The sequence below is a fragment of the Streptomyces sp. NPDC056144 genome (assembly GCF_042264145.1).
Lineage (GTDB): Bacteria > Actinomycetota > Actinomycetes > Streptomycetales > Streptomycetaceae > Streptomyces.
In genome coordinates, this window is sequence record NZ_JBHJVF010000001.1 from 1,045,578 (window position 1) to 1,071,574 (window position 25,997).

The window sequence follows — 25,997 nt, forward strand, 5'->3', positions numbered from 1 at the left end:
TCAGGCCGCGGGGCATCTTGTCGTACCGGGTGGCTGTGCCACGCCACTGTTTGAAGCGGTTGAAGCAGCGTTCCACGACGTTGCGGTGCTTGTAAGCCTCGCGGTCGAGGGTGGCGGGCGGCTACCGCGGCTACCGCGGCTGCCCCGCCGGGCCCGGTTGGCCGGGTGCGGGGCCGTCCCGGTCCGAGCCGGGGCATCCGGATCGCTTCCATCACGGTGGTGAACCGGGTGCAGTCGTTGGTGTCGCCGCCCGTCACGACGAAACCGAGCGGACGGCCCCGGCCGTCCGAGGTCAGGTGGATCTTGCTGGTCAGACGGAGAGGGCCTCTGACCGATGGCGCGAGGCGGCGGCGAGTTGGCACACAGCGAGGGGGATCCCGCGTCTGCGCAGGTAGGCGCGGTTGGCCTTGGACGAGGAGGCATGGTCCGCGGCCACCGCCATGGGTCGGGTGCGTGGCCGGCCGGGTGAGCCGGGACCTGGATTCGGCCGAGTGCTGCGGGAATGGAGGGCTGCCCCTGGGGCGGGTGAACTCCCGCTGCTGCAGGGGCGGCGCCTGGGGGCTCGGCGTCGGTGACGAGGGCACCGTCGTATGCCGTGTCCGCTCCCTCCCAGCGCTCAGCGAGGGCAAGGGCGGTCGCCGCTTCGCCCCACATCGCGCCCGACGACCATCCATTCATCATCAGGGAGCGGGGTCCGGGGAAAGGTGGATCCGGGCCGCTACCGGAAGGTGGTCGCTGGCCGTCGCGGGGAGGGTCCATGCCGAAGCGGCCCGGACGCCCCCGAGAAGGATCTGGTCGATCCGGACGGCCGGCAGGCGCGCCGGCCAGGTGAAGCCGAAGCCCGCGCCCGCCGAGGCCTGTGCGGAGACGAGACGATCGGTGAGGGGCCGCAGTGCGCGGTCGTCGGTGGAGCCGTTGAGGTCGCCCATGACGACGACGCGCCGGACGGGCTCGGCCCGTACCTCCGCCGCCAGCAGGCCCAGTGCCTCGTCGCGCGCCCCGGCGGTGAATCCGGCCGGGCCCACGCGGACGGACGGCAGGTGGGCGACGTACACGGCCAGCCGCCCGCCGGGCGCGTCGACCGTGGCCCGCATCGCCCGCGTCCACGGCATGATCGGCACGGCCCGCGCGTCCCTCAGCGGATGGACGCTCCACAGGCCCACCGTGCCCTGGTAGAAGTGGTACGGGTAGGCCTCCGCCAGGGCCTGCTCGTAGGCGGGCGCCGTGGCCGGGCTCAGCTCCTCCAACGCCAGTACGTCCGCCCCGGCGGCGAGCAGGCTCCGCACGGTTCCCCCGGGGTCGGGGTTGGCCTGGTTGACGTTGTGACTGACCAGTGTGAGGTCCCCGCCGGGGGACGTCTTGTCGGCGAGGACTCCGCCGAAGACCGCCAGCCAGGCCGCCGCCGGCACCACCAGGGCCACCGCCGCCGCCACCCGCGCCCGCCGCAGCAGGGCCGCGGCCACCAGCACGGGCACGACCAGCGCGCTCCAGGGCAGCAGGGTCTCGGCCAGACTGCTCAGCCGTCCGGGAAGCCTGGGGAGCAGCCCGTGGCCCGCGACGCCCACCGCGAGGAGGACGGAGCAGCCCGTGACCGCCGCCCCGCGGCGTCGCCACCACCGGCGGCGCGCCCCGGCGTCCGCCGCGCGGTCAGAGGCCCCGGGGGCGCGGTCCGGGCCGACCGTCGTGCCGTCCGCCCCGGTGGAGGGAAGGGTCCCCGCCGCCGTGCCGTCCGGTGCGGCGGCGGGGACCGGGCGTGTCGTCGCGGTCATCGTCCCCGGCCCTCCGTTCCGGCGGCGGCCAGCCGGTCGCGGACGGCGGTGAGCAGGCCGCGACTGGTGTCGACGGCGGCGCGGAGTCCCTCGGCGGGCGTGGTGTTCGCCCGCTGGTGCAGGACGGCGCCCACCAGCAACCGGGGCGTACCGCCGACGCGCACCTCGCAGGCCCACAGGAGGTTCCCGCCCGCCGGTGTGCTGGAGCCGGTCTTCACGCCGAGGACGCCCGGGGTGTCCAGCAGGGGATTGGTGTTGGTGATCGTCCCGAGGCCGGGGACGGTGGTCTCGCGGGTGGCCACGACCGCCCGGAAGACAGGGTCCTCCATCGCGGCCCGCGTCAGCCGCACCTGGTCGGCCGCGGTGCTCGTGGTCGTCGGCTCGATGCCGCTCGCCCCCGTGTAGACCGTGTCCTTCATGCCGAGCCGTCCGGCGGCGCGCCGCATCTTCACCACGAAGGCAGCCTGGCTGCCGGAGTCCCAGCGGGCCAGCAGACGGGCGACGTTGTTGCCGGAGGGGATCAGGAGCATTTCCAGGAGCCGGCGCTGGGAGTAGCGTTCGCCAGGCCGTACGGGGACGGTCGACTCGCCGCCGACTCCCGCCTCGTGCGCGGCCGTCCGGTCCACTTCGATCAGGGGGCCTTCCTCGTCAGGCCGCAGCGGGTGCTCCTTCAGGATGACGTAGGCGGTCATCACCTTCGTCAGGCTCGCGATCGGCACTGGCCGCCGCCCGCCCCGCTCGCCCAGCGAACCGGTCCCTTCGAGGTCGACGGCGCTCTGGCCGTCCCGCGGCCACGGGAGCGGGCCGATGTCGGAAACCGGCCTTCGCTCGTCACCCGGCGTCGGAGGAGCGCCGGAGGGGGAGGCGACGGCGATGCCCAAGGCCGTCAGCAGGGCCAGGATCAGGGCACCGCCGACGAGGCGGTGACGGGGGGTACGGGGAACGGGCACGGGCCGCCTCCAGGGGCTGCGGTACGGGATCGGTACGGCAGCAAGACTCCGGGGACGAGGTCTCCGTCCCACGGTCGGAAGAGCGCGGCCCGGGCTCGGGAACCCATCGGTCGTGTATCAACGGGGCGGCGAGTGGACGTGCGCCAGCCGGCGCGTTCGACGCATCGGCGGGGGCGGGTCGGGGCCCCGGCCGGAAGAGCGGAGGGGGTGCGCATCGCGCCGGGCGGCCGTCCCGGCGAAGGCGATCGATACGGGACGGCCTCGTCGGCGGACGGAGCCGTCCCCGGACCGGCGGCGCCACGCACCGGCGGGCCGTCCGAAGCGCGGGGACGTACGCCGACAGGTGACCGTCGAGGACCGTGCGTCGGCATGCGGGCCGTACCGGTACGTACCCCGACAGGCGGACCTCCCGGGACGCCAGGGAGCGTCCCGCGGCGGGCAGGCCGTCCCGGTACGGCCGGGTCACCCGCCGGCGGGCGGTCCAGGGACGCGGTCACGCCTCGGACGGTGGCCCGTCCTGGGGCAGGGTCAGGGTCGCGACCGCCCCTCCGTCCGGGGCGTTGGCGAAGTCCAGGGTCGCCCCGATCACCCTCGCCTGGCCGGACGCGATCGTCAGGCCCAGGCCGTGCCCGTGCCCCCGCTCGGCCGTGCCCGTACGGAACCGCTGGGGGCCGTGGGACAACAGGTCGGCCGGGAAGCCGGGGCCGTGGTCCCGGACGGTCACCGTCCGACCGGCGACGGCGACTTCCACCAGGCCCGCGCCGTGCCGGTGGGCGTTGACGACGAGGTTGGAGACGATACGGTCCAGGCGCCGGGGGTCCGACTCGACCACCGCCGTCTCCCGTTCGGTCACCCGTGCCGCGAGGCCCGTCCGCGCCACCGAGTCCCGGACGAGGGCGGCCAGGTCGACCGGTCCCGGCTGGGACGTCTCGGCGCCCGCGTCGAGACGGGAGATCTCGAGGAGATCCTCCACCAGGTCCCGCAGCACCTGCACCCGGCTCTGGACCATGTCCGTCACCTCGCCCTCGGGCAGCAGGTCCGCCGAGGTGACCAGACCCATCAGCGGGGTGCGCAGCTCGTGTGCGACGTCGGCGGTGAAGCGCTGCTCGGTGTCGATCCGCTGCTGGAGGCTGTCGGCCATCGAGTCCACCACGGCTGAGATCTCGGCGACCTCGTCGCCCCCGCGGACCGTCCCCGTCCGGGCGTCGAGGTCGCCCGCCGTGATGCGGCGGGCCGTGCGGGCCACCCGGCGCAGCCGCCGGGCGGGGAGTTCCGTCGCCAGGGCCGTGGCGGGGACGACGACGCCCAGGGTGAGCAGCGAGTACTTCCACATGTGACGGTCCAGGGCCTGCCGGGTCAGCAGGTCGGCGGTCATGTCGACCTCGACCGCGTACAACTTCCCGCCCTCCCGCCGGGCCGCCCAGAACACGGGGGCCGGTGGCTCGTTCGCGTAGAGCGTGGCCTCGCCGTCGTGCTCGACCTGCCGCAGCAGGGCCTCGGGAAGCTCCCCCGGGGAGGCCCGGGGGCCATCCTCACCCGCGGCCGCGGCCTCCTCCCTGGCCTTCGCCAGGGCCGTGACGGCTCTGCCCGCGCCCTCGTGCATGGACCGCCGCAGCACCGAGTCGTGCACCAGCACGCCGACCGTCAGCGCCATCGAGGCACAGGCCAGCGCCACCAGGAGGACGATCTTCCAGCGCAGCGAGCGGGAGTGCGGCACCAGGCCCGCGACCGCTCCCCGGGGACCCCGGCTCACCGCTTCCACTTGTAGCCGAAGCCCCGGACCGTCTCGACTCGCTCGGAGCCGATCTTCTTGCGCAGTCGCTGCACGCACAGGTCGACGACCCGGGTGTCGCCGTCCCAGCCGTAGTCCCACACCTCGCGCAGCAGGGTCTGACGGTCCAGCACGATTCCTGGGTGCGCGGCGAATTCGAGCAGCAGCCGCAGCTCGGTCGGGGCGAGCGCGATCCGCTCGCCGCCCCTGCGGACCTCCAGGGCCGCGGGGTCGAGGGAGAGGTCACCGAAGACCAGCGGGGCGGCCGGCTCCGCGGGGCCGACCGGTTCGGCTGCCGGGCGTACGAAGGCGGCCCGGCGCAGCAGCGAACGGATCCGCGCCACCAGGACGGCGGTGTCGACGGGCTTCACCACGTAGTCGTCGGCCCCCGCCTCCAGGCCGGACACCACGTCGAGGGCGTCGCCGCGCGCCGACATCATCAGGATCGGGTCCGTGGCCGTCTCCCGGACGCGCCGGCACAGCCCGATGCCGTCCAGGCCCGGCAGCATCACGTCGATCAGCATCAGGTCGTGCCGCCCCTCCCGGAAGAGTTCGAGCCCGGTCAGGCCGTCGGCCGCGACGAGCACGCGGTAGCCGTAGCGCTCCAGGGCCATCGCGACGGACCGCCGGATCACCTCGTCGTCCTCGACGAGCAGGATCGTCACGGGCGCGGGCGCGGGCGCGGGCGCGGGCACGGGCACGGCATCAGGCATGTACATCCCTCGGGGCACGGGACGGGAAAGGTTCTCCATCATGCCTCACCCTCCCGCACCCCCGGCGGCGCGGGAGGGCTGTCGGCACGCCCCCGACCTGGTCTGATACACGTCTGATACACCACCGCGCGGGGGCCGACGCACATCCGAGCCGGTACGGACACGGAGACGGCGCGCCTGACACCGGCGCCGCGACAGCCGCTCCGGAGCCCACCGTCGCCGGACGAGCGATGTCGGTTGCCCCGACGGCGTCGTCACCCTGTCGGAAGGTGCGCTCGCCGCGCCGTCCGCACGCACGTCGCGACGCAGGGCCTCCACGACCTGTCGGCCGACGCCGCACCAGAAGCACCGGCCTGGACGTCGACAGGTGGGCGGCCTGCACCGGGTGCCCGGTCACCCGGGGTGATCGGCCGCGGGCCGGGCGGCGAGGTCGTAGCCGACCGGGTCGTCCGGTTCGGTCCGGGCTGACCGCCGCCGTCGTCCGCGGCTAACGAGCTCGTGCACGGTAAGCGGTGAGACGTCGGTCCCACGGATGGTCGATCATGGTGGGGTGGTGGGGGCTGTGACTCGTGCAGCGATTGTCAGCAGCCGTCGGATCGCGGGCCTGTCGACCGGAGTGATTGCTGAACTCGTCGCGGAGCTGGGCCCGTTATGGCATGAGCGTCAACAGGCAAAGCTGGCCTCACGGGCGCGGCAGCGGCGTGTGGGAGCCGGCGCGAAGCACCGGCTGGTGTTCGTCGACCGGCTCCTGGCCACGCTCGTCCATCTCCGTCACGGGGTCACCCATGACTGCTCCGCCCCACCGCCGAGGCCCGGCTGCGCCGGGCGGCGTTGTGGGCCGTTCGGGCCCGGGCGTCCGGAGGCCACGGTCCGGGGCATCACGGTCTGGGGCGAGCACCCCTCACTGAACGGGTCGGACGGATTCGCGCGGGTCGAGCGGCTTGTGCACCCGGTGGGAATCCGGGACTGCTCCGCGGCGGTGAGCGGGAACGACCGCCGTCATACGCGAGCCGGCGCAGAGAACCGGTCCATCCCGCCTCCGGTAGGTCGATCCTGACGGTCTCGCCGGTGGGGCCGGCTCCACCGCACCACCAGCGGGAGGCGCCTGCCCGGCCGGAACCCGGGCCAGGCGTCTCTCTGTATTCCTAGAAGAACCCAAGCTTCTTGGGACTGTAACTCTGCAATATGTTCTTCGCGTGCTGGTGGTACACGGCCCGCACCTGTGATGACCAGCGAAAAGGATTGTCTTGGTGATCTTTGGTCGATACTTGGCCCGGGTATGGCCCGGATCTTCGTATCGGGCCACATCCGCGCCTCAGCGTTGCGGCGCCTACGCAGCGCTGGGCAGAGCCTTCAAGAGGGGTCCTCGCTGGGCCGTTCGGTCTCTGCATCGAAGCTGGGGCCGCGATACTCAGGACGGTTCCGGTCAACTGCTCCGGCGAAGTGGAGCGGGACGGGGTCACGGATGCGGGCGTCCCAGGCGAGGGACTGATGGCACAGTGCGGCAGCCAGTGCGGCGAGGTCCTCCGCCTGGTGCTCGCCAGGCTGAGGGACGGTGATCTGGGCAGGCGTACGAACGCACAACGGCTGCGGGAGTAACGAGCTGGCACTTCGCCCCACGGCGCGGCGCGTGCGGCGCGTCGTCCGGGCCGCCGCTCCTGTCTTCGCCCCGCTCCGGCCCGGCCGCCGGCCGCACGCCTGACGGCTCGGGTTGATGGGTGGGGAGCCATGATGTGGCCGGGGCGAGTGCGCGAGGTACGGGTCAGAGAGTGCCTCCGGCGGGGGCGCTCAGGCTCCGGGATGGCGGGGGCTCCGTGCGCGGGTGCCGGCCGCGGATGGTTGAGGCGGGGAACTCCCCTCCCGTCTGCTATCGACCCAGGGCAAGCCGAGCAGACACGGCACCGGGGTCGTTCGTGCAGTGGCGTGCTCCAGATGGACGCCCGGCACCGCGCCCGCTCCACATAGGTGTGGGTCGACGGCAGACGGGATGGGAGTAGGAGGTGAGTGGTGGGTCGGTGCTGAGGGTCAGCCGAGCCAAGTGGGCGATGCCCGCGTCCGCTGTCCGCCGCCGCTTGGGTCGAGCGGGAGGCCACCCCGGCCAGCATCCTGGTCGCGAACCCCCGTCACCTGGCCCACGCCGAGCAGCGCCTGGCGAAGGCTCAGCGGAGGCTCGCACGGACGGAGAAGGGTACGAGGCGCCGTGAGAAAGCCCGGCAGAAGGTCGCACGGCTGCACCACGGGGTTGCCGTGCGGTGCGTGGGTGCGCTGCACGCGGTGACCAAGCGGCTCGCGACCGGATTCGCGGTCGTCAGCCGTTGAGGACCTCAACGTCGCCGGGATGACTGCGAGTGTTCGCGGCACCGCCGGGGCCCCTGGCCGCAGGGTGCGGCAGAAGGCCAGCCTGAACCGGGCTGTCCTCGATGCTGCCCCAGGAGAGTTCCGCCGCCAGCTCACCTACAAGAGCATCTGGTACGGATCCAAGATCGCGGTTCTCGACCGTTGGTTCCCTTCCAGCAAGACCTGCTCGGCCTGCGGATGGCAAAATTCACGCCTTACGCTCGCGGACAGGAAGTTCCACTGCCTCGATTGCGGTATCGATGACCGGGACCTCAACGCCGCCCAGAACATCGCCCGCCACGCCGTGCAGGCGGGTGCAGCACCCGTCACCCCTGGTAGGGGGAGACGCTAAACGCCCGTGAAGCATCGGTAAGACCGGACGGCCGCAAGGCCGTCCGGCGCGGAGCGACGAAACGGGAAGACACCCGGCCACCCGGCCAGGTGCCACCCAGCGGAGTAACCCGCTGGCGTCCTCAGCTTGTTCTTTATGGTCTGACCTCGAACGGTGTGCCGAACGTGCTCGCTCGTACGAGGATTCCGGGGACGTGAACACGGCCTTCGTCTGATCCTGTGCTCCGACGAAAGAGGCACTTGACCAGTACGAAGGCCGTGGGGGAATGAGTCTGCTGCATCACGATGTCCGGCGGTAAGCGTCCGCGGTGGCGTCGCACTTCCGGGACGATTTCTTCGGCTCCCTTACCGTGCGCGGGGACACGCTGTTCGAGCTGACGGACGCCCTGCTGTGTGCGGACGGGCCGGTGAAGACACCGGTCGACCTCACGGCTGACCGCCGAGCACCGCCGCGGGCACGGCGCGATGTACGAAGCCTTGAACGGCGGGAACGTCGATGTGCCGCGGCTGCGGCAGGTGCTGGCCGGGCTGCCGCAGCCCGAGGCCGCTGACGGGCGCCTGGTCCTGGCCGTGGATGTCACCCACTGGCTACGGCCGGACGCGCCGATACGGCGAGGCGTTCCCCTCGGTTCGCTTGCCCCGGGCACGAGCACGACGCTCGCGCTCACGGTGGAGCCCCGCTCCACCGGCACGCTCACCCACATGGCAACCGTCGCGGCCACCCCCTCGGACCCCGTCTCCTCCGACAACACGGCCACCGCGAGCACCTCGGTGAACAACGCCCGCGGCTACACGATCATTGGCACCAGCGGCCCGGACACCCTGAGCGGCGGCTACGGCAACGACGTGATCTGCGGCCTCGGCGGCAACGACACCGTCCGCGCGAGTTACGGCCACGACACCGTCCACGGCGGCCACGGCAACGACAACCTCGACGGCTCTTTCGGCGACGACACGATCGACGGCGGCCCGGGCAACGACACCGCCAACGGCGGCTACGGCACCGACACCTGCACCACCGACCCGGGCGACGCCCGCATCAGCTGCCCCTGACCCACTGCCCGTTCCTCGGCACAGGAGCCGTCCGCCCCCGTGGCGACGGCTCCTGTGCCGCGCAGAGGATCGGTTTCGGCCAGAGCCGCAGTTGACGTCAGCGGTGTGCGGCGGGGACGGTGGCGGGCATGGGGAGAGAACGTCGCTGGTTCGCTGTGCTGGTCTGCCTGGTCGTGGGAGCCGCGCTGACCGTGGCCATCCTCGGCGCGTCCGACGGCGGTGCGCCGCACGGGGCCGCCTCCGCCACGGCGGCGCCGGGGGACTTCGTCGACATCCTTGACGTACCGGCAGCGAAGGGCGAGCCGCCGCCTCCGGGGCCGGACGCGTCGACCGGCACCGTCACGGTCGACTGCGGCCGCAACGAGGAGGAGCACTACAACGAGGACAACCTGGTGATCTCGCCGGGCCTGCGCGGCGGCGCCCACCACACCCACGCCTACGTCGGCAACCTGTCCACGAACGCCCGCTCCACCGACGCGAGTCTGGCAGCCGCGCCCACCACCTGCCGCGGGGGTGACCGTTCCACGTACTACTGGCCGGTGCTGCGCCGCACGGACCGGCCCGGCGAGCACGCGTACGAGAAGGCTGCCGGGCACGGCAACGCGGGCCAGATCCTCGAACCGGCCGAGGTGCGCCTGGAGTTCGGCGGCAACCCGGTCGGCAAGGTCGTCCCGATGCCGCGTTTCCTGCGCGCGGTCACGGGTGACGCGGTGGCGCTGACCGCCGGCAACGACGAGAACGTCCGGGCGCGTTGGGGCTGCGCGAGCCTCCCCGACCGGTCCACGACGCGCTATCCGCGCTGTCCCGCGGGTGACCGGCTGACCCGGACCCTGGTCTTCCCCAGCTGCTGGAACGGCCTGGACACCGCCGGCCCCGAGCGCACGCACCTGGTGTTCCGTGCGACGAACGGGGTCTGCCCGGCGGACACGTTCGCGGTTCCCGAGCTGACCGTCCGCCTGGCCTACGCGGCGCCCGAGGTCGGTGTGTCGATCGCGCTGGACTCCTTCCCCGAGCAACGGCACAGCCCGAAGACCGATCACGGCATGTTCGTGAACGTGATGACGGACGCGCGGATGGCGGAGGTCGTCGACTGCCTCAACACGGGTCGCCATTGCCGGAAGTGAGTGTGACGCGGGTCATATGAACCAGGTGCCCCCGGGTTGCGTGTTGGGCGGGACGCAGGCGACGGAGAGACGGAGTGGGTGTGATGGCAGGACCACTGTGGCCCCGCGGCGGGCGTGGCTCGGGTGATGAGGTGTTGATCAGGTCGGTGTACGAGGAGCACGGGGGTGCGTTGCTCGCCTACGCGACGCGGCTGACGGGCGATCGGGCCACCGCCGAGGACGTGGTGCAGGAAACCCTCATCCGTGCGTGGCGGCATACGGACGCCCTCGTCAACGGGAAGGGATCGGTACGCGGCTGGCTGCTGACGGTGGCCCGCAACATCATCACCGACCGCTACCGGGCGAAGGCCGCGCGGCCTGCCGAGGTCGCGGAGTCGCCCGCGACGCCCCCGGTGGAGGAGGACCACGCCGATTCCGTCGTCGACACGATGACGGTCCTCGGCGCACTGGACCGGCTGACGCCCGAACACAGGGATGTGCTGACGGAGTTGTACTACCGCGAGCGGAGCGTCGCGGAGGCGGCCGACACCCTCGGCATACCGGCGGGCACGGTGAAGTCGCGCTCGCACTACGCGCTCAAGGCGCTGCGCGAGACGTTCAGAGAAGGAAACCGGACGAGCGTGCCGCAGCAGCCCGCCGGACTCAAGGAGGTGGTCGCATGAACCGGCAGCGCCACGAGGAGGAGGTCCTGCTCGGTCCGTACGTGCTCGGTGTCCTCGACGACGCCGATGCCTGGCGCGTGGAAGCCCACACGGCCGGGTGCGAGCCCTGCCGCGAGGAGGTGGACGCGCTGCGCGAGATGGAGGCGGCGCTGGGCGAGGTACCGCCGGAGGCGTTCGTGGACGGCCCCCCTGAAGGGGGCGATCTGCTGCTGCAGCGGACTCTGCGGCAGATGCGCGCCGAGCGCGCGGGTGTGCGGCGCCGCCGCCAGGCCTTGACGGGTCTGGCGGCGGCGGCCGTGCTCGCCGGTGTGTTCTGGGCCGGCACGGCCCTCCCGGGCTCCGGCGCGCCCATCGCTCTGCCCCCGTCACCCGTCCCCTCGGCTGCCGTGTCGCCCTCGGTGCCGGTCCCGGGTACGCGGGTCGCGTCGGCGACGGACGCGTCCAGCGGTGCCCGGATGACGGTACGGGTGACTCCGGCGGCCGGCTGGGTCCGCGTCCGCGCGGCGGTGACCGGGCTGCCGGAGGGGGAGCGCTGCACGCTGGTCGTAGTGGGCCGTGACGGGAGCCGGACGACGGCCGGCAGCTGGGTCGTGGGAGCCGGAGCCCGTGAAGGAGAGGGCAAGGGTGCCGCGCTCGACGGCTCGGCGGCGGTCGCTCCGGCGGACGTGGCCGCGGTGGTCGTCGAGAACGAGTCGGGCAAGCGGTTCGTCTCCGTGCCCGTGTAGAGCACCATCCGCACCGCGGGAGAGCGCCGGCCGGGCTTCGTGCCCGGCCGGCGTTCGTGTGCGCGGGACGGCCGGGGATGCCCGGTGGAGGACACCGCAAAAGTTTTTCGAATCCATTGAACCCGCCCTGGACGGGCCGCGTGTTTCCGGTGCCGACACAGCACAACGAAGCACCGGATATGAGGAGTTGTCATGATGAACACGCGTAAGTTCACCGTCGCCACGGCCGGGGCCGCGTTGCTGTTCGGGGTGACGGCCTGTGGAACGCAGGCGACGGGGACAGGGACGGGGGCGGCCGGTTCCACCGTCGCGCCGCCCGCTGCCACGGCCGCCGGGGGCGACGCGTACGGCAGCGGTACGGCCGGGGCGGCCGCGGCGGGCGGCGCGACGGCGTCGGGGCCGCTGGCGGTCCGTGACGATGCCAAGCTCGGATCCGTGGTCGTCGACGCGAAGGGCTTCACCCTCTACCGGTTCGACAACGACACCGCCAGTCCTTCCACCTCCGCCTGCGCCGGCGACTGCGCCAAGACCTGGCCTCCGGTCCCCGCGGGCAGCACCGAGCCCGGCGGTGTGGACGCGTCGCGTGTCGGCTCCCTCAAGCGGGCCGACGGCGTCGAGCAGCTGACGATCGCGGGCTGGCCGGTCTACCGGTTCGCGAAGGACACCGCGCCGGGCCAGACCAACGGCCAGGGGGTGGGCGGTACCTGGTTCGCGGTCACCCCGGACGGCAAGAAAGCGGGTGCTCAGCAGCCCGGCACCGCCGCGCCGGGCGCGGGGGAGTCGGATGGGGCGGCGCTGCCCGCGCTCTCGCTGGCCGAGAACGGCAAGCTGGGAAAGATCATCCGGGACGGGAAGGGCCGCACCCTGTACCGCTTCACCAAGGACACCGCCTGGCCGATGAAGTCGAACTGCGAGGGCACGTGCCTGGAGAAGTGGCGGCCGGCCAAGCTGGTCGACGTCAACAAGGTCGAGGGCATCGACCCGAAGAAGCTGATCTCCTACACCCGCCCGGACGGCACGAAGCAGCTGACCATCGACTGCTGGCCGCTGTACTGGTTCACCGGCGACAAGACGCCCGGCGAGACCAACGGCCAGGGCGTGGGCGGCACCTGGTTCGCCGTAACGGCCGACGGCAAACTCGCCAAGTAACGGTCCCCCTCCGCCACCCCGCGCACCCGCCGGTGTGTGGGGGGTGGCGGCGGCAACGGCGGCCAGTATGGCCGGCGCGAGCACGGCGATACTTCTGGTCCGTTCCGGGCGACGAACTCTACGACGTCCCCAACGAACCGAGAAAGATCACGATCGGGCAGCTCTCCGAGTCATGGCAGCACCTTGAGGACCTCCTCGCCGACCCGAACCGGGCCGTGGGCCACCACCTGGTCCGGCTCGCCGATGTCCTCCGCGCGATCGGGCAGGGCGCCGACCGTTAGCCACCACAAGCGCGACGTGACGTGGAACTACGAAGTCACACGGGATGAGACGGTCCCTATCTGGGGAACCAACCCGGGGATCCGCGCCGTTGCCCCGGCATGAACTCCATACGGGAAACCCCCGACGTCCTGCGTTACACCGCCTTCTCCGACGATCCCGAGGGAGGCAATCCCGCCGGAACCGTTCTCGACGCCACGGGCCTCAGCGGCGAGGAGATGCTGGTGATCGCCGCCGAAGTCGGCTACAGCGAGAGCGCGTCCTGACAGCGCCGTCCGAGGGAGCGGGCTCCGGCGCGTCGGACGCCGGGCGCGCGTACACCATCCGCTACTTCAGTCCCAAGGCGGAAGTGCCCTTGTGCGGTCACGCCACCGTCGCGACGGCCGTGGCCCTCGGCGAGCGCATCGGCCCCGGCGACCTGGTGTTCACCACGCGGGCCGGGACCGTGCCGGTCACCGTGACGCGCGAGGGCGGGGCGTTGCGGGCCACACTCACGAGCGTCGAGCCGCACATCGAGGAGGTCGCGGCCGATGACCTGGCAGAGGCACTCGCCGCGCTCGACTGGCCGACCGGCGACCTCGACCCCGCCCTGCCTCCCCGCATCGCCTTCGCGGGCGCCCGCCATCTGGTCCTTGCCGCCGCGAGCCGAGAGCGCCTGGCCCGCCTGGCGTACGACTTCGCCCGGCTGGAGGCCCTCATGCACCGGCTCGACCTGACGACGCTGGAGTTGGTCTGGCGCGCCTCTGCGGAGGTCTTCCACGTCCGCGCCCCGTTCCCGGGGGGCGGTGTGGTCGAGGACCCGGCGACCGGGGCGGCGGCCGCTGCCTTCGGCGCGTACGCCCGTGAGCTCGGACTCGTGCCCGAGGCGACGGTCCTCACCCTCCACCAGGGGGAGGACATGGGACGCCCCGGCGTCCTGACGGTGGAACTGCGGGCGGGCGACCGGCGGATCAGGGTCGGCGGCGCAGGGACCCGCATCCCGGCCTGATCCAAACGACAGGCCTAGTACTCCAGCAGGGCTTTGGTGTCTGACCTGGGGCGATGCCGGGCGGCTGGAGTGTAGCGGGGCGGGAGTTGGTCAGGGGCGGTCTCGAAGAGACCGCCCCTCGGTCGTGCGTCGGCGTCGCTGGTAGTGACAGCGCCGGGCGGCTGCTTGGCGTCGTCGACGCCAATTCGACCAGCTCAGCGCGTGGCGTCGTCCTCGGTGTCCGCGCAGGTGTCGATGCGGGGGCAGCCCACAGTGAACTGGGACTTGGGCACGGCCAGCACGTAGCCGACGCCGGACTGTTCCAGCAGCCGGCGAAAGCGGCTCTCCCCTCCGTAGGCGGAGTCTGCGGTGACCCAGGAGATGGGCAGCGGCGAGGCGAGGGACCGCAGCACCATACGCCGGGCCAGTTCGCCCTTGGTGGCGAACTCCCGCTCGTCGGGGATTCTGGCAGCGCGGCAGCGTGTCCGGTCCTCGGTCCAGGACTTGGGCAGGTAGAGCTCACGGTCGACCAGGGCCCGGCCCAAGGTGGTGGCGTAGGCGGCGAAGACGCCGATCTGGCAGTTCTCGGTGCGGCCGGCGGTTCCGGAGTATTGGCGCTGGACCCCGGCGGATGTGGTGCCCTTCTTGATGAACCCGGTGTCGTCGATGATGAGGACGCCATCGCTCTCGCCAAGCTTGTCAGCGACGTATTCCTGCAGGTCATCGCGGATGTCGTCGGGATTCCACTTCGCCCCGGTGAGTAGGTGCTGCAGGCCATCGGGGGTTGCGTGGCCTGCCTGCTCAGCCAGTTGCCAGCTGTTCTTCCGGGCCACCGGGGCGAGGAGGCCACGTACGTAGTCGCGCATGCGACGGCGTAGTTCCACCCGGCCGAACCGATGGCCAATGCTCACGAAGAGGTCGTCCAGGTCCAGGTTCCACTGCTTGCCAACACGCGCGCTGATCACCTTGGGAAGCTGCCCCACCGCTGCCACTACGTGCGGCGCTGTCGCACGATCGATGGACAGCCTGACGAAGACCGCCCCTGACCACACCACGGCCCGCTACACTCCAGCCGCCCAGCGAAACCCGCAGGTCAGACACCAAGGTCCTGCTGGAGTACTACTGATCTTTTCGTTAGTTCTGTGGGGTTGGCGGGTGGAGGGTGAGGCCGGTGTGGGTGAGGAAGGACCAGGGCAGCTGCGGGTTGTGGTTGATGCGGTGGATGCCTTGTTCGGTGGCATCGGCGACATCGGCAAGGTGGTCGCCGGCGAGGTTGGCGAGCTCGCGTTTCTTCAGCGAGGACCACAGCAGTTCCACCGGATTCAGCTCAGGCGCGTAAGCCGGTAATCGTTCCAGGGTCAGCCAGTCCTGCTCGGCGACCCAGGCCCGCATCGCCCGGCTCCAGTGGGCGGACAGTCCGTCCCAGACCAGGATCACCCGCTCGCCGCGGTAGAACGTCTTGAGCTGTTCAAGCATCTCGATGAGTGCGGCGGTGTCGTAGCTGCCGGGTTTGAGGTGGAAGCACAACCGCGGTCTGCGTTCGGGGTCGGCGGCGTGGTAGCCGAGAGCCGCGGCCATCGAGGCGCGTTTCCAGTTCAGCCGGTGCCGCAGGAGCGGGGTGCGGCCGCGGGGTGCATAGGTGCGGCGGACCTGCGGCAGCAGCGACACTCCCGATTCGTCGAGGAACACGATCCAGGCACGTGTGTTCACCGCCCCCTTTTGATGCGGGGCCACTCGTGCGCGATCCAGCGGGCGATCTCGGATTCGTCGCGCTCGGCCGCTCGCCGTTCGGGCCGCTGCAGGCTCCGTCCGAGCCGGCCGGTCAGCAGCCGCCATACCGAGGCCTTCGACAGCGTCACCGCCGTCACCCGCGTGACGACCGTACTGACCCGCTCCAGTGTCCACAGATCGGCCTCGAAGCCATGCGCCTGGGCGCCCTGCTCCAGCGCGGTCCGCACCCGCTCGACCTGGGCATCGTCCAGCTTGGGCGGACGGCCGGTGGCCGGGCGCCGGCGCAAGGCATCGGCGCCGTCCTTCTCCCAGACCCGCTTCCACCGCCGCACACTCTCGTCACTGACCCCCGGCATCCGCGCGATCTCGGCGCCCGAACGCCCCTGGTCGAACAACTCGGCCGCCCGCACACGCCGGGCCCCGGCCAACTGCGGCCGAGTCAAAGGAGGAACAACAGACGGAGGCGTGAAAGACACCGCATCAGGATCCCGCCAACAACCCCGCCGCACCCACGGAACTAACGAAAAGATCAGTAGGCACGCTGGGATCTCCTTCTGGTTGTACTCCGGCGTCGACCCGGCCGAGTGCGCCCGCCGGGCCGGCCAGAGCATCGAGGTCCTCTTCCGCTTCTACGCCAAGTTCCTGGACGGGGTCCGGGAGCAGGCCAATCGCCTCATCGAGCAGTCGATGGAGGAATGGGACCGCATCCACCGAGGCGGGACTCCCGCCGATGGACCGAGCTTGGACCGGAAATAGACCGGAACAGCTGGTCAGGAGCGGGATACGGGTGGGACGAACCGGGAGTTCCGACGCAAGTCGGCTGCTGCGATGGATGAGGCTGTCGAGAGGCGCCTGACGGGTAAAAGCCCAGGTCAGGCGCCTCACTTTGTGTCCCTAGAAGAAGCCGAGCCGCTTCGGCGAGTAGGACACCAGCAGATTCTTCGTCTGCTGGTAGTGGTCCAGCATCATCCGGTGCGTCTCGCGGCCGATGCCCGACTGCTTGTAGCCGCCGAAGGCCGCGTGGGCCGGGTAGGCGTGGTAGCAGTTGGTCCAGACGCGGCCCGCCTGGATGGCGCGGCCCGCGCGGTAGGCGGTGTTCGTGTCGCGGGTCCAGACGCCGGCGCCGAGGCCGTACAGGGTGTCGTTGGCCGTGCTGATCGCGTCGTCGAAGTCGGTGAAGGACGTCACCGCGACGACCGGGCCGAAGATCTCCTCCTGGAAGATCCGCATGCGGTTGTCGCCCTCGAAGATCGTCGGCTGGACGTAGTAGCCGCCCGCCAGGTCGCCGCCGTGCTCGACGACCTGTCCGCCCGTCAGGATCTTCGCGCCCTCCTGCTGGCCGATCTCCAGGTACGAGAGGATCTTCCGGAGCTGCTCGGCCGAGGCCTGCGCGCCGATCATCGTGGACGTGTCCAGGGGGTGGCCGGCGACGATCTTCTCCGTACGGGCCACGGCGGCCTCCAGGAAGTCGCCGTAGTGGCCGCGCTGGACCAGCGCGCGCGAGGGGCAGGTGCACACCTCGCCCTGGTTGAGGGCGAACATCGTGAAGCCTTCCAGGGCCTTGTCCCGGAAGTCGTCGTCCGACGCCCAGACGTCGTCGAAGAAGATGTTCGGCGACTTGCCGCCCAGTTCGAGCGTCACGGGCTTCAGGTTCTCCACCGCGTAGCCCAGGATCAGGCGACCCGTCGTCGTCTCGCCGGTGAAGGCGATCTTCGCGACCCGGGGCGAGGACGCGAGCGGCTTGCCGGCCTCCTCGCCGAAGCCGTTGACGATGTTGAGGACGCCCGGCGGCAGCAGGTCCGCGACCAGGCTCAGCCAGAAGTGGACGGAGGCCGGGGTCTGTTCGGCCGGCTTGAGGACCACCGCGTTGCCCGCCGCCAGCGCCGGTGCCAGCTTCCACACCGCCATCAGGATCGGGAAGTTCCACGGGATGATCTGCGCGACGACTCCCAGCGGCTCGTGGAAGTGGTACGCCACCGTGTCGTCGTCGATCTCGCTCAGCGAGCCCTCCTGCGCCCGCAGCGCCCCCGCGAAGTAGCGGAAGTGGTCGATCGCCAGCGGGATGTCGGCGGCCAGCGTCTCCCGTACGGGCTTGCCGTTGTCCCAGCTCTCCGCGACCGCGAGCGCCTCCAGGCTGCTCTCCATCCGGTCCGCGATCCGCAACAGTACGTTCGCGCGGTCGGCCGCCGCCGTACGCCCCCAAGCGGGCGCCGCCGCGTGCGCCGCGTCGAGTGCCCGCTCCACGTCCTCGGCCGTACCGCGCGCGATCTCCGTGAAGGCGCGCCCGTCGACCGGGCTGGGGTTCTCGAAGTACCGGCCGCGTGCCGGGGCGACGTACTCGCCGCCGATCCAGTGGTCGTAGCGGGGCGCGTACGACATGAGCGCGCCCTGGGTACCGGGTGCGGCGTAACGGGTCATGGGCATGGCCTCCCTCGACGCGGCCGGTCGTCCCTGACCGGCGCTCACCGCCGAGTCTGGGCTGAGGGACGTTGCAACGACGTTGCACCGGACGCCAGTTCCGTCTCCAGTGCTTCCAGTCGTGCCCGTGCGGGCGGGAGTTGGGCGGTGGGCAGCGTCGCGCAGAGGGCCCGCCACGCCGTCACGTCGTCCTCGCCCCACGCGCTGTACACCCAGTCCGCGAGCAGCCCCGGATCCCGCCGCTCCACCAGCGCCGCCCGCAGCCGGTCCGCGAGCCGTTCCCGCAGCCGTACGACCCCGGGGGCGAGCGACCCCGGAAGCAGCGGGCCCGTGTACTCCCGCGCCGCCGCCGACACCGCCCCCGACGCCAGCCGCCGGTCCACCACCGCGAAGTCCGCCTCCACCGGGCCCGCGAGCCGGTACGGACGCGAGCGCAGCACATCGGGCCCGAGCAGCGCCCGCAGCCGGGACAGCTCCGCCCGCAGTGTCACCGGCGCCGCTGCCTCGTCCTCGTACAGGAGCGTCAGGAGCTCGTCGCCGCCCACCCCCTCCGGGCGGTGCGCCAGGACCACCAGGATCTCGCTGTGCCGACGGCTCAGCCGTGTCCGCCGGCCGTCCACGGTGAGCACCGCCTCGTCCCGGCCGAGCGCCGCGAGGCGCGGTCCGGTCGGCCTCGGCACCGGGCCGAGGAGCGCGAGCTGTGACTCCGCCGCCCGCGCCACCGCCTGCACGAAGCCCAGGCTGTGCGGGTGCGCGAGCGGCTCGCCGCCCGTGATGTCGACCGCCCCGAGCACCCGCCCGCTGTGCGGATCGTGCACCGGAGCCGCCGCGCACGTCCACGCCCGCACTGGCCGCCGGAAGTGCTCGGCGGCCACGACCTGCACCGGCCGGTCCACGGCGAGCGCCGTGCCCGGCGCGTTCGTCCCGGCCACCGACTCCGACCAGCGGGCCCCGGCCACGAAGTTCACCCCGCTCGCCTTCCGCAGCGTTCCCGCGTGCCCTTCCACCCACAGCATCCGCCCGGCGGCGTCGCACACCGCGAGGAGGTGCTCCCCGTCCGTCGCGTACGCCCCCATCAGCTCGCGGATCACCGGCATCGCCGCGGCCAGCGGATGAGCCTCCCGGTGCGCCGCGAGCGCGTCGTCGTCCAGCTCGACCGGCGGCGCGCCCTCCCGGCTCACGCGCGCGCGTACGGAACGCCGCCACGAGGCGGCGACGAGCGGCCGCAGGGGCGGAGGATCGGTCCTCGTGTCCGTCGTCGTCCCGCCCCGCGCACCCGCCACCCACGCCTCGCTCAACTCGGCCTCCCCGTCGAGGTCCGCCCGCGCGGCGGGCCGTCGTCCGGTGTTCGTCGCTCGTCGTCCGGCACATCGTCGTGCGGCACATCGTCGTGCGTGGGCGGACCCCCGACAAGCGCCCCGGCGTCCCGGCATATGCGCTGTGTCCGGGACCGGCCCCTTCCGCCTTCCGGCCGCTCACGTAGAGTGGACCCCGGGCCGTGACTGGCGCTTGAGGTGGATCACCACCGGGGAGCGGCCCGGACGGACCGCACCCGACCGGGGCGGCCGTGCCGCTGCCGTGCGCCTGGGCGAACCACCTGTCACCGACGACGCCCAGGAGACGCCATGTCCACCAGCACCGCCACCCTCATGGACGGCACCGCCCTCGCCCGCCGCACGGGCGAGGAGACCGCCGAGCGCGCCGCCGAGATCACCCGCCGCACCGGGGTCACGCCCTGTCTCGCCACCGTCCTGGTCGGCGAGGACCCGGCCTCCGTGACGTACGTGAAGATGAAGCAGAACCGCTGCGCGAAGGCCGGAATCCGCTCCAAGCACGTCGAGCTCCCCGCCTCCACGACGACCGAGGAACTCGTCGCCGCGATCACCGCGCTCTCCGAGGACCCCGAGGTCCACGGCATCCTGCTCCAGCACCCCGTCGGCCCCCACATCGACGAGCGCGCCGCCTTCGAGGCCATCGCGCCGGAGAAGGACGTCGACGGCGTCACCATGGCCTCCTTCGCGGCCATGGGCTTCGGCCTGCCCGGCTTCGTCTCCTGCACGCCCGGCGGCATCACGCGCCTCCTCGACGCGTACGACGTCGAGCTCAGCGGCAAGCGGGCCGTCGTCGTCGGCCGCAGCGCGATCCTCGGCAAGCCGGCCGGCCTGCTCCTCCTCGGTCGCGACGCCACCGTCACCTACTGCCACTCGCGCACCAAGGAGCTCTCCTCCGTCGTCCGCGAGGCCGACATCCTCGTGGCGGCCGTCGGCAAGCCCGAGTTCATCAAGGGCGAGGACATCAAGCCGGGTGCCGTCGTCATCGACGCCGGGTACAACCCGGGCAACGTCGGCGACGTCGAGTTCGCCTCCGCCGCCGAGCGCGCCTCCCTCATCACCCCCGTCCCCGGCGGCGTCGGCCCGATGACGATCGCGGTCCTCCTCGCCCAGACCGTCGAGGCCGCCGAGCGCCAGCTCGGCCTGTAGGCCCCGCACTCACGCGGGAACCCGGCCGGGCTCGTACCGGCCGGGCGTGTCCCGGCGTGGAGGGATCTTTTCCGGCCATGACGGACATCGACGACGCTCTATGGTCACGATTCCGTACAGGCCGCGCCGACAGGCCCCTGATCGCTCGCGTCGCGGGCGCGGACAAGCAACCCTGGTGATCGTGCCGTATCAGCCGTCCGACTTTCCGCCGCAGGACCGCGGGTCGGGTGCGCCCTCCGCCGGAGGATTTGCGCCAGAACGTGCGACGCCGCCGCCGGTCGACAAGCCTGCCGCGCCCGCCTGGTCACGTGTCGTACGGGTCGGGGCGCCGCGCCCGGGGCCCGCGGCGCTGCGCGCCCGCTGGTTCGGCGTCCCGCTCGTCCCGATGCTCGTCGCCGCCCTCGTCGTGGGCGGCTTCACGGTCATCGGCGGCGGCGAGAACTCCGACGCGCTCGCCAGCGGCCGGCCCGGCGACCAGCCGCTGACGGGACCGTCGCCGGTCGTCACCGGTCAGCGGGTACCGGTACCCCGCGGGCCCGGGACCGACGCGCCGTCGGAACCCGACTCGCCCACGGAGACCGACGCGCCGACGCAGTCCGACGCGCCGACGGAATCCGACACGCCGACGGAGCCGGCCGCGACGACCGGCGCCCCCGAGGCCGACACGCCGACACACGCCCGTACGGCTCCGCCCACGCCCCCCGTCCCGCCCACCTCGGCGACGACCCTGGCCCCCACCGCCCCCGCGCGTACCCACGTGCCCGCCGTCCGCAAGGAGCGGCCCGTCGCCTTCGAGGCGCTGCGCGTCGGCCAGTGCTTCGACATCGACCGCGCCGCGCCGGGCACGGCGCTCCGGCGCTCCTGCGACACGCCGCACCACGCCGAGATGGTGGCCCGGCCGCGTCTGACGGGCCGGTTCGCCGACGACCGGACGATACGGGCGGCGGCCACGGCGCTCTGCCGCGTGCCGCTCCGCGAGAAGGCCGCCCAGCAGCCCGCCGGCACCCGCTGGACGACCTTCGTGCAGTTCCCCTACCGCACCAGCTATCTCCTCGGCTCGGACGCCGTGGCCTGCAGCCTGGTCGCCCCCGCCGCCGAGGGCGGCACACTCACCGGCCGTCTCCAGTAGGGACGTTCGCGTCCGCCGCACGGTCCACGTCCGCCGCCCCCTCCCTGCCTGTCGGCCCCTCCGCGTCCCCCGCGCCGGCCGTGACCGCCAGGGCCAGGGCCGCCGCCGGATCGCGGTCCGCCGGACCAGCGGGCGACCAGCGGGCACCATCCTTCCGGTACGGCCACCAGCGGCCGTCCGCGCCGAGCCGCAGCTGCGCCTCCGCGCCCACCACCGTCCACCGGGCCCCCGCGCCACGCCGCAGCACCGGCCGTTCGCCGTCCTCCCAGGCCTCCGCGAGCCGCGCCGCCGCACGCGCGAGCGTCTCGGCGTCAGGCGTCCACTCCTCCTCCAGTACGGAGAGGGCCTCGGCGCCACCGACCCGCCACGCGCGCGTGGCGAGGTCCAGCTCCGCCCGCGACCGGCCCGACCCGGTCGCGAGCCGCGTCGCGATCCAGGACTCGGGCGAGCCCGTCGCGAGCCGCACCGCGTCCTGAGCCGCCGTCAGCGGCTCCTCCGCCGGGACGGAACGCCCGTCGCCGCCGCCCGCCGCCGCGCCGAGCATCCGCCGCGCCCGTACGGCCGCGTCCCGCGCCAGGAACTCCAGCGCCGTGGGATCGACCCCCGGCTCCGGATCCGTCTCCGTGTCCAGCGACGGCGGATCGCCCGGCACGGCCGGAGCCACCGGGGGAGCGGGCAGCGGCGGCAGGATGTCCCGCGCCGCGTACGCCTCCTCCGCCGGCACGCCCGGGAACCCGCCGGCGCCCGCCGCGTCGGCCGCCTCCGGCCCGCCGCCCGCCGAGGGCGCGGACGCCCGCCGCGCGCTGCGCGCCTGGAGCTCGTCGAGCACGGCCCGCTCGCCCCGCCCCCGCATCAGGAGCAGCACGAACGGGTCCTCGTCGAGGAGCCGTGCCACCTGGTAGCACAGCGCCGAGGTGTGCGGGCAGTGGTCCCACGCCTCACAGGCGCACTCCGGCTCCAGGTCGCCGATCCCCGGCAGCAGGTCAAGACCCGCCTCGGCCGCGTCCTCCACCAGGTGCGGGGGCATCTCCCGGTCCAGGAGCGCCGCGATGTGCCCCGCGCTGTCGACGGCCAGGTCGAGCAGCCGCTCCCACTCCTCCTCCGAGAACTCCCGCACCAGCACGTCCGCGCGGTACGCCGTCCCGTCCCGGTCCTTGACGACCGCCGTGATCCGACCGGGCCGCACCGACACGGCCCCCACCGCCCCCGCGCGCGCGTGCCGCCGCCCCGCCTTCAGCTGTTGCCCGTCGAGCGCCGAGTCCTCCAGGGCCTTGAGCCACGCCCGGCCCCACCAGGTCCTGGTGAACGCCGAGCCCTGCGCGGGCGGCAGCGCCGCGAACGTCCGCTGCTCCGTCTCCAGGGCCTCGCCCTCACGCTCGTACCCGTATCCGTCCCCGTACCCGTACGTCTCGTCGTCCCGGCTCATCGTCCGTCCCCTCGCAGCCGTACGAGCTCCGCCAGCTCGGCGTCCGTCAGTTCGGTCAGTTCCGGCGGGGTGTCCCCGCCCGTCCCGAGAACGGCGTCGGCCAGTTCCCGTTTGCGGTCGAGCATGGCCGCGATCCGGTCCTCGATCGTGCCCTCCGCGATCAGCCGGTGCACCTGGACCGGCCGGTCCTGCCCGATCCGGTACGCCCGGTCGGTGGCCTGCGCCTCCACGGCCGGGTTCCACCAGCGGTCGTAGTGCACGACGTGCTCGGCGCGGGTCAGGTTGAGCCCGGTCCCCGCCGCCTTCAGCGACAGCAGGAAGACGGGCACCTCGCCGTCCTGGAAGCGCGCCACCATCGCCTCGCGCTCGGCTACGGGCGTGCCGCCGTGCAGGAACTGCGCGCGGATGCCGCGCGCCGCGAGATGCGTCTCCAGGAGCCGCGCCATGCCCACGTACTGGGTGAAGACCAGGGTGCTCGCGCCCTCGGAGACGATCGTGTCGAGGAGTTCGTCGAGCAGCTCCAGCTTGCCCGATCGGCCCTCGATCCTCGGGCGGTCCTCCTTGAGGTACTGGGCGGGGTGGTTGCAGATCTGCTTGAGCGCGGTGAGGAGTTTGACGACGAGCCCGCGCCGCTCCATGCCGTCGGCGTCCGCGATCGCCTCCATGATCTCGCGCACCACGGCCTCGTACAGCCCGGCCTGTTCCGGCGTCAGGGAGACGGTCCTGTCGGTCTCCGTCTTCGGCGGCAGCTCGGGGGCGATGCCCGGGTCCGACTTGCGCCGCCGCAGCAGGAACGGCCGGACCAGCGCCCCGAGCCGCTCGGCCGCGGCCGGGTCCGTGCGGCCCTCGACGGCGGAGGCGTACCGCCTGCGGAAGGCGCCGAGGGTGCCGAGCAGGCCCGGCGTCGTCCAGTCCAGGATCGCCCACAGCTCGGAGAGGTTGTTCTCCACCGGCGTGCCGGACAGCGCCACGCGCGCGCGTGCCCCGATCGTCCGCAGGGCACGCGCGGTCGCCGAGTACGGGTTCTTCACGTGCTGCGCCTCGTCGGCGACGAGCAGGCCCCAGTCCCGCGCGGCGAGCCGCTCGGTGTCGAGGCGCATGGTGCCGTACGTCGTGAGGACCACGCAGCCGTCGGCGAGGTCGTCGAGCTCGCGCGTGGCGCCGTGGAAGCGGCGCACCGGCGTGCCGGGCGCGAACTTCTCGATCTCCCGCTGCCAGTTGCCCATGAGCGAGGTCGGGCAGACGACGAGCGTCGGCCCGGCCGTCGCCGGATCGGTCTGGCGGTGCAGGTGGAGCGCGATGACGGTGATGGTCTTGCCGAGGCCCATGTCGTCGGCGAGGCAGCCGCCGAGACCGAGCGAGGTCATCCGGTGCAGCCAGTCGAGCCCGCGCAGCTGGTAGTCGCGCAGGGTCGCGGCGAGCGCGGCGGGCTGCGCGATCTCGGGCCGGCCGCCCTCGGGCTCGGCGATCCGCTCCCGGAGGCGCTCCAACGGACCGGCCGCCGTCACCTCGACGGCTGCGCCGCCGACCTCCACCGTGCCGGTGAGGACGGCGGACAGCGCGTCCACGGGGGTGACCTTGGTGTCCTGCCGGGTACGGGCTCTCGCCACCTCGGCCGGATCGACGAGGACCCAGCGGTCGCGCAGCCGGACGAGCGGCCGGCCCGCCTCGGCGAGCCGGTCGAGCTCGGCCCGGGTCAGCTCGTGGTCGCCGACCGCGAAACGCCAGTTGAAGGCGAGGAGCGAGTCGGCGGACAGGAAGGAGCGCCCGGAGGAACGGCCGTGCCCGTGGGCCGCCTCTCCGCCCGACGTCTCCCTCTCCCGGTCCTCGTCCGCGGCGAGGACGGGGTCCTCCGCCGGTACGGGACCGATCACCGCCCGCGTGGTCAGCCGGTCGGCGAGCTCGCGAGGCCAGTGGACCTGCACACCGGTCGCCGCGAGCGCGCGCGCCGCCGGACCCAGGAGCTCCGCGACCTCCTCGTCGGCGAGCTCGAAGGTGTCGGGAACGGCCGCCGTGAGCAGCGGAGTCAGCGGCGGCCAGGCGCGCGCGGCGCGCCGGAGCGCGAGGAGCGCGTCCATGCGCGCGCGGGGACCGAAGGCCCCGGCCGTGGCCCCGGACCCTGCCCACACCTCCGCGGCGTCGGCGACGAGCGTCGGGTCGGCGACGGAGTGGATCTGCAGGACGGCACGGAAACCGGGGTCCTCGTCCTCCGAAGGGTCCGTCGCCCCGCTCGTGATCCCCACGACCTCGACGCGCAGCGACAGCCGTACGCCCGCGTCGTGCCCCGCCGCCACGTCGGCGGCCCATTCCCGCTGCTCGGGGATCGCCTGCGCCGCCTCGGCGGCGAACGCGGGCCCGCCGGCCGCCAGGGGAGCGGCGGGGGTACGGGGCAGGGTGTCCGCGACCGCGTCGGCGAACGCCCGCAGCAGCGCCTCGGGTTCCGGCAGCAGGGGAGACGATTCTCCCCCCGGGGACGGCAGTGGCACGGCATGCGCGCTCGGCGGCATCGACGCCGCCAGGGTCCGCAGCCGCTCCAGCTCCTCGGCCCCGAGCGGGCCGGCCCGCCACGCGTCGAACTCCCCGGCGGTGAGCCCGGGCAGCAGCAGTCCGCGTGCGACGAAGTCGAGGGCGATGAGGGAGGATGCGCCCCAGAAGGCGGTGGCCGGCGCGGCGGACGCGTCGTACCGCGCGCGCGTGAGCAACGGCAGCGCTTCCCGTACGGAAAGGGTGTGCGCGGGCACGGTCAGGAGACCGAGGGTGTCCCCGTCGACGACGGTGAGTTCGCCGTTCGCGGGGGCGTCGGCCGGAAGGTCCTCGTCCTGCGGGGACCAGAAGGCGATGCGCCCGGCGCGTGGCGGATCGGCGGGAAGGAAGACGGCGGAGTGGAAGATGAGGTCGGGAGTGGGGGTTTGGGCGGGTTCGCGGGCCGAATCATGGGGTCCGTGCGACAGCGACAACGCATT

General features: G+C 72.9%; 20 protein-coding genes, 5 pseudogenes and 1 riboswitch. Of the genes and pseudogenes, 12 read left to right on the forward strand and 13 right to left on the reverse strand.

Translation table 11 applies throughout. The annotated features are described in order from the left end of the window. Positions 1–13: 13 nt before the first annotated feature. The 6 genes and pseudogenes from ACFC0Z_RS04360 to ACFC0Z_RS04385 all read right to left on the reverse strand — a co-directional run. Positions 14–314, reverse strand: a pseudogene (locus ACFC0Z_RS04360) (IS5/IS1182 family transposase); the annotation flags it as partial. Positions 315–680: 366 nt separating this feature from the next. Further along, positions 681–1,769 (reverse strand): endonuclease/exonuclease/phosphatase family protein, encoded by a 1,089-nt coding sequence (locus ACFC0Z_RS04365; protein ID WP_376432590.1) that lies wholly within the window; start codon positions 1,767–1,769, stop codon positions 681–683. Next, positions 1,766–2,719: a D-alanyl-D-alanine carboxypeptidase family protein gene (locus ACFC0Z_RS04370; protein WP_376432592.1), complete on the reverse strand. Its 954-nt coding sequence runs from the start codon at positions 2,717–2,719 to the stop codon at positions 1,766–1,768. The genes ACFC0Z_RS04365 and ACFC0Z_RS04370 overlap by 4 nt, the downstream gene beginning before the upstream one ends. Positions 2,720–3,212: 493 nt before the next feature. Then, positions 3,213–4,472 carry an ATP-binding protein gene (locus tag ACFC0Z_RS04375; RefSeq protein ID WP_376432594.1) on the reverse strand — a complete coding sequence of 420 codons (1,260 nt, stop codon included), beginning with the start codon at positions 4,470–4,472 and terminating at the stop codon, positions 3,213–3,215. Continuing rightward, on the reverse strand, positions 4,469–5,203 hold the full coding sequence (gene cseB / locus ACFC0Z_RS04380; RefSeq protein WP_376432596.1) for a two-component system response regulator CseB: 735 nt from the start codon (positions 5,201–5,203) through the stop codon (positions 4,469–4,471). Before cseB ends, ACFC0Z_RS04375 begins: the two co-directional genes overlap by 4 nt. Before the next feature lie 1,353 nt (positions 5,204–6,556). After that, positions 6,557–6,919 carry an RNaseH domain-containing protein gene (locus tag ACFC0Z_RS04385; RefSeq protein ID WP_376433451.1) on the reverse strand — a complete coding sequence of 121 codons (363 nt, stop codon included), beginning with the start codon at positions 6,917–6,919 and terminating at the stop codon, positions 6,557–6,559. Positions 6,920–7,351: 432 nt separating this feature from the next. Here ACFC0Z_RS04385 and ACFC0Z_RS04390 point away from each other — a divergent pair, with 432 nt between their 5' ends. The 9 genes and pseudogenes from ACFC0Z_RS04390 (at position 7,352) to ACFC0Z_RS04430 (ending at position 13,871) form a co-directional block, all read left to right on the forward strand. Next, the gene (locus ACFC0Z_RS04390) at positions 7,352–7,522 is read left to right on the forward strand and encodes a transposase (RefSeq protein ID WP_376433453.1); all 171 of its coding nucleotides are present in this window, start codon (positions 7,352–7,354) and stop codon (positions 7,520–7,522) included. A 19-nt stretch (positions 7,523–7,541) separates the two neighbouring features. Next, positions 7,542–7,892, forward strand: coding sequence for a transposase (locus ACFC0Z_RS04395; RefSeq protein ID WP_356842495.1), 351 nt, complete (start codon positions 7,542–7,544; stop codon positions 7,890–7,892). A 307-nt stretch (positions 7,893–8,199) separates the two neighbouring features. Next, positions 8,200–8,497: pseudogene (locus ACFC0Z_RS04400) on the forward strand (transposase); the annotation flags it as partial. A 27-nt stretch (positions 8,498–8,524) separates the two neighbouring features. Further along, positions 8,525–8,944 (forward strand): annotated as a pseudogene (locus ACFC0Z_RS04405) (calcium-binding protein); the annotation flags it as partial. Between the two features lie 128 nt (positions 8,945–9,072). Then, on the forward strand, positions 9,073–10,068 hold the full coding sequence (locus tag ACFC0Z_RS04410) for a DUF1996 domain-containing protein (RefSeq protein WP_356842491.1): 996 nt from the start codon (positions 9,073–9,075) through the stop codon (positions 10,066–10,068). 83 nt (positions 10,069–10,151) lie between these two features. Next, positions 10,152–10,730 (forward strand): sigma-70 family RNA polymerase sigma factor, encoded by a 579-nt coding sequence (locus ACFC0Z_RS04415; protein ID WP_017237292.1) that lies wholly within the window; start codon positions 10,152–10,154, stop codon positions 10,728–10,730. Further along, entirely contained in the window at positions 10,727–11,455 is a 729-nt protein-coding gene (locus ACFC0Z_RS04420) for a zf-HC2 domain-containing protein (RefSeq protein ID WP_376432599.1), read from the forward strand. The genes ACFC0Z_RS04415 and ACFC0Z_RS04420 overlap by 4 nt, the downstream gene beginning before the upstream one ends. Before the next feature lie 192 nt (positions 11,456–11,647). Further along, the gene (locus ACFC0Z_RS04425; RefSeq protein WP_376432601.1) at positions 11,648–12,604 is read left to right on the forward strand and encodes an SCO0930 family lipoprotein; all 957 of its coding nucleotides are present in this window, start codon (positions 11,648–11,650) and stop codon (positions 12,602–12,604) included. A 380-nt stretch (positions 12,605–12,984) separates the two neighbouring features. After that, positions 12,985–13,871 (forward strand): annotated as a pseudogene (locus ACFC0Z_RS04430) (PhzF family phenazine biosynthesis protein). Positions 13,872–14,128: 257 nt separating this feature from the next. Here ACFC0Z_RS04430 and ACFC0Z_RS04435 read toward each other — a convergent pair. From ACFC0Z_RS04435 to ACFC0Z_RS04445, 3 genes and pseudogenes are all read right to left on the reverse strand, one after another. Next, positions 14,129–14,782: pseudogene (locus tag ACFC0Z_RS04435) on the reverse strand (IS701 family transposase); the annotation flags it as partial. A 202-nt stretch (positions 14,783–14,984) separates the two neighbouring features. After that, positions 14,985–15,560, reverse strand: a complete 576-nt coding sequence (locus ACFC0Z_RS04440) for an IS630 family transposase (protein WP_356842485.1) — start codon at positions 15,558–15,560, stop codon at positions 14,985–14,987. Further along, positions 15,557–15,991, reverse strand: a complete 435-nt coding sequence (locus ACFC0Z_RS04445; RefSeq protein WP_376432604.1) for a helix-turn-helix domain-containing protein — start codon at positions 15,989–15,991, stop codon at positions 15,557–15,559. Before ACFC0Z_RS04445 ends, ACFC0Z_RS04440 begins: the two co-directional genes overlap by 4 nt. A 148-nt stretch (positions 15,992–16,139) precedes the next feature. Between ACFC0Z_RS04445 and ACFC0Z_RS04450 the strand changes: the two genes are divergently transcribed. Next, on the forward strand, positions 16,140–16,337 hold the full coding sequence (locus tag ACFC0Z_RS04450) for a hypothetical protein (RefSeq protein ID WP_017237298.1): 198 nt from the start codon (positions 16,140–16,142) through the stop codon (positions 16,335–16,337). Positions 16,338–16,475: 138 nt separating this feature from the next. On the opposite strand, the gene ACFC0Z_RS04455 is transcribed toward ACFC0Z_RS04450, so the two are convergent. Both ACFC0Z_RS04455 and ACFC0Z_RS04460 read right to left on the reverse strand, forming a co-directional pair. Further along, complete coding sequence (locus ACFC0Z_RS04455) at positions 16,476–17,999, reverse strand: aldehyde dehydrogenase family protein (RefSeq protein WP_376432606.1); 1,524 nt, start codon at positions 17,997–17,999, stop codon at positions 16,476–16,478. 44 nt (positions 18,000–18,043) lie between these two features. After that, a complete protein-coding gene (locus ACFC0Z_RS04460; RefSeq protein ID WP_376432609.1) occupies positions 18,044–19,297 on the reverse strand; it encodes a GAF domain-containing protein in 1,254 nt (417 codons plus the stop codon). Between the two features lie 190 nt (positions 19,298–19,487). Beyond that, positions 19,488–19,596, forward strand: a riboswitch (ZMP/ZTP riboswitch). 28 nt (positions 19,597–19,624) lie between these two features. Here ACFC0Z_RS04460 and ACFC0Z_RS04465 point away from each other — a divergent pair. Both ACFC0Z_RS04465 and ACFC0Z_RS04470 read left to right on the forward strand, forming a co-directional pair. Next, the gene (locus tag ACFC0Z_RS04465; protein ID WP_376432611.1) at positions 19,625–20,479 is read left to right on the forward strand and encodes a bifunctional 5,10-methylenetetrahydrofolate dehydrogenase/5,10-methenyltetrahydrofolate cyclohydrolase; all 855 of its coding nucleotides are present in this window, start codon (positions 19,625–19,627) and stop codon (positions 20,477–20,479) included. A gap of 385 nt (positions 20,480–20,864) precedes the next feature. Next, positions 20,865–21,608 (forward strand): hypothetical protein, encoded by a 744-nt coding sequence (locus ACFC0Z_RS04470; RefSeq protein ID WP_376432612.1) that lies wholly within the window; start codon positions 20,865–20,867, stop codon positions 21,606–21,608. Here the strand turns inward: ACFC0Z_RS04470 and ACFC0Z_RS04475 are convergent. Both ACFC0Z_RS04475 and ACFC0Z_RS04480 read right to left on the reverse strand, forming a co-directional pair. Further along, complete coding sequence (locus ACFC0Z_RS04475; protein WP_376432614.1) at positions 21,589–23,034, reverse strand: SWF or SNF family helicase; 1,446 nt, start codon at positions 23,032–23,034, stop codon at positions 21,589–21,591. The genes ACFC0Z_RS04470 and ACFC0Z_RS04475 overlap by 20 nt on opposite strands. Continuing rightward, positions 23,031–25,991, reverse strand: a complete 2,961-nt coding sequence (locus tag ACFC0Z_RS04480; protein ID WP_376432616.1) for a DEAD/DEAH box helicase — start codon at positions 25,989–25,991, stop codon at positions 23,031–23,033. Before ACFC0Z_RS04480 ends, ACFC0Z_RS04475 begins: the two co-directional genes overlap by 4 nt. Positions 25,992–25,997 lie beyond the last annotated feature (6 nt).

Bases quoted from the DNA above. Each gene is read 5' to 3' on its own strand.
- ACFC0Z_RS04470 (WP_376432612.1), top strand. From the start codon at position 20,865: ATGCTCGTCGCCGCCCTCGTCGTGGGCGGCTTCACGGTCATCGGCGGC.
- ACFC0Z_RS04455 (WP_376432606.1), bottom strand. From the start codon at position 17,999: ATGACCCGTTACGCCGCACCCGGTACCCAGGGCGCGCTCATGTCGTAC.
- ACFC0Z_RS04475 (WP_376432614.1), bottom strand. From the start codon at position 23,034: ATGAGCCGGGACGACGAGACGTACGGGTACGGGGACGGATACGGGTAC.
- ACFC0Z_RS04465 (WP_376432611.1), top strand. From the start codon at position 19,625: ATGTCCACCAGCACCGCCACCCTCATGGACGGCACCGCCCTCGCCCGC.
- ACFC0Z_RS04365 (WP_376432590.1), bottom strand. From the start codon at position 1,769: ATGACCGCGACGACACGCCCGGTCCCCGCCGCCGCACCGGACGGCACG.
- cseB (WP_376432596.1), bottom strand. From the start codon at position 5,203: ATGCCTGATGCCGTGCCCGTGCCCGCGCCCGCGCCCGCGCCCGCGCCC.
- ACFC0Z_RS04415 (WP_017237292.1), top strand. From the start codon at position 10,152: ATGGCAGGACCACTGTGGCCCCGCGGCGGGCGTGGCTCGGGTGATGAG.
- ACFC0Z_RS04395 (WP_356842495.1), top strand. From the start codon at position 7,542: ATGACTGCGAGTGTTCGCGGCACCGCCGGGGCCCCTGGCCGCAGGGTG.
- ACFC0Z_RS04425 (WP_376432601.1), top strand. From the start codon at position 11,648: ATGATGAACACGCGTAAGTTCACCGTCGCCACGGCCGGGGCCGCGTTG.
- ACFC0Z_RS04420 (WP_376432599.1), top strand. From the start codon at position 10,727: ATGAACCGGCAGCGCCACGAGGAGGAGGTCCTGCTCGGTCCGTACGTG.
- ACFC0Z_RS04410 (WP_356842491.1), top strand. From the start codon at position 9,073: ATGGGGAGAGAACGTCGCTGGTTCGCTGTGCTGGTCTGCCTGGTCGTG.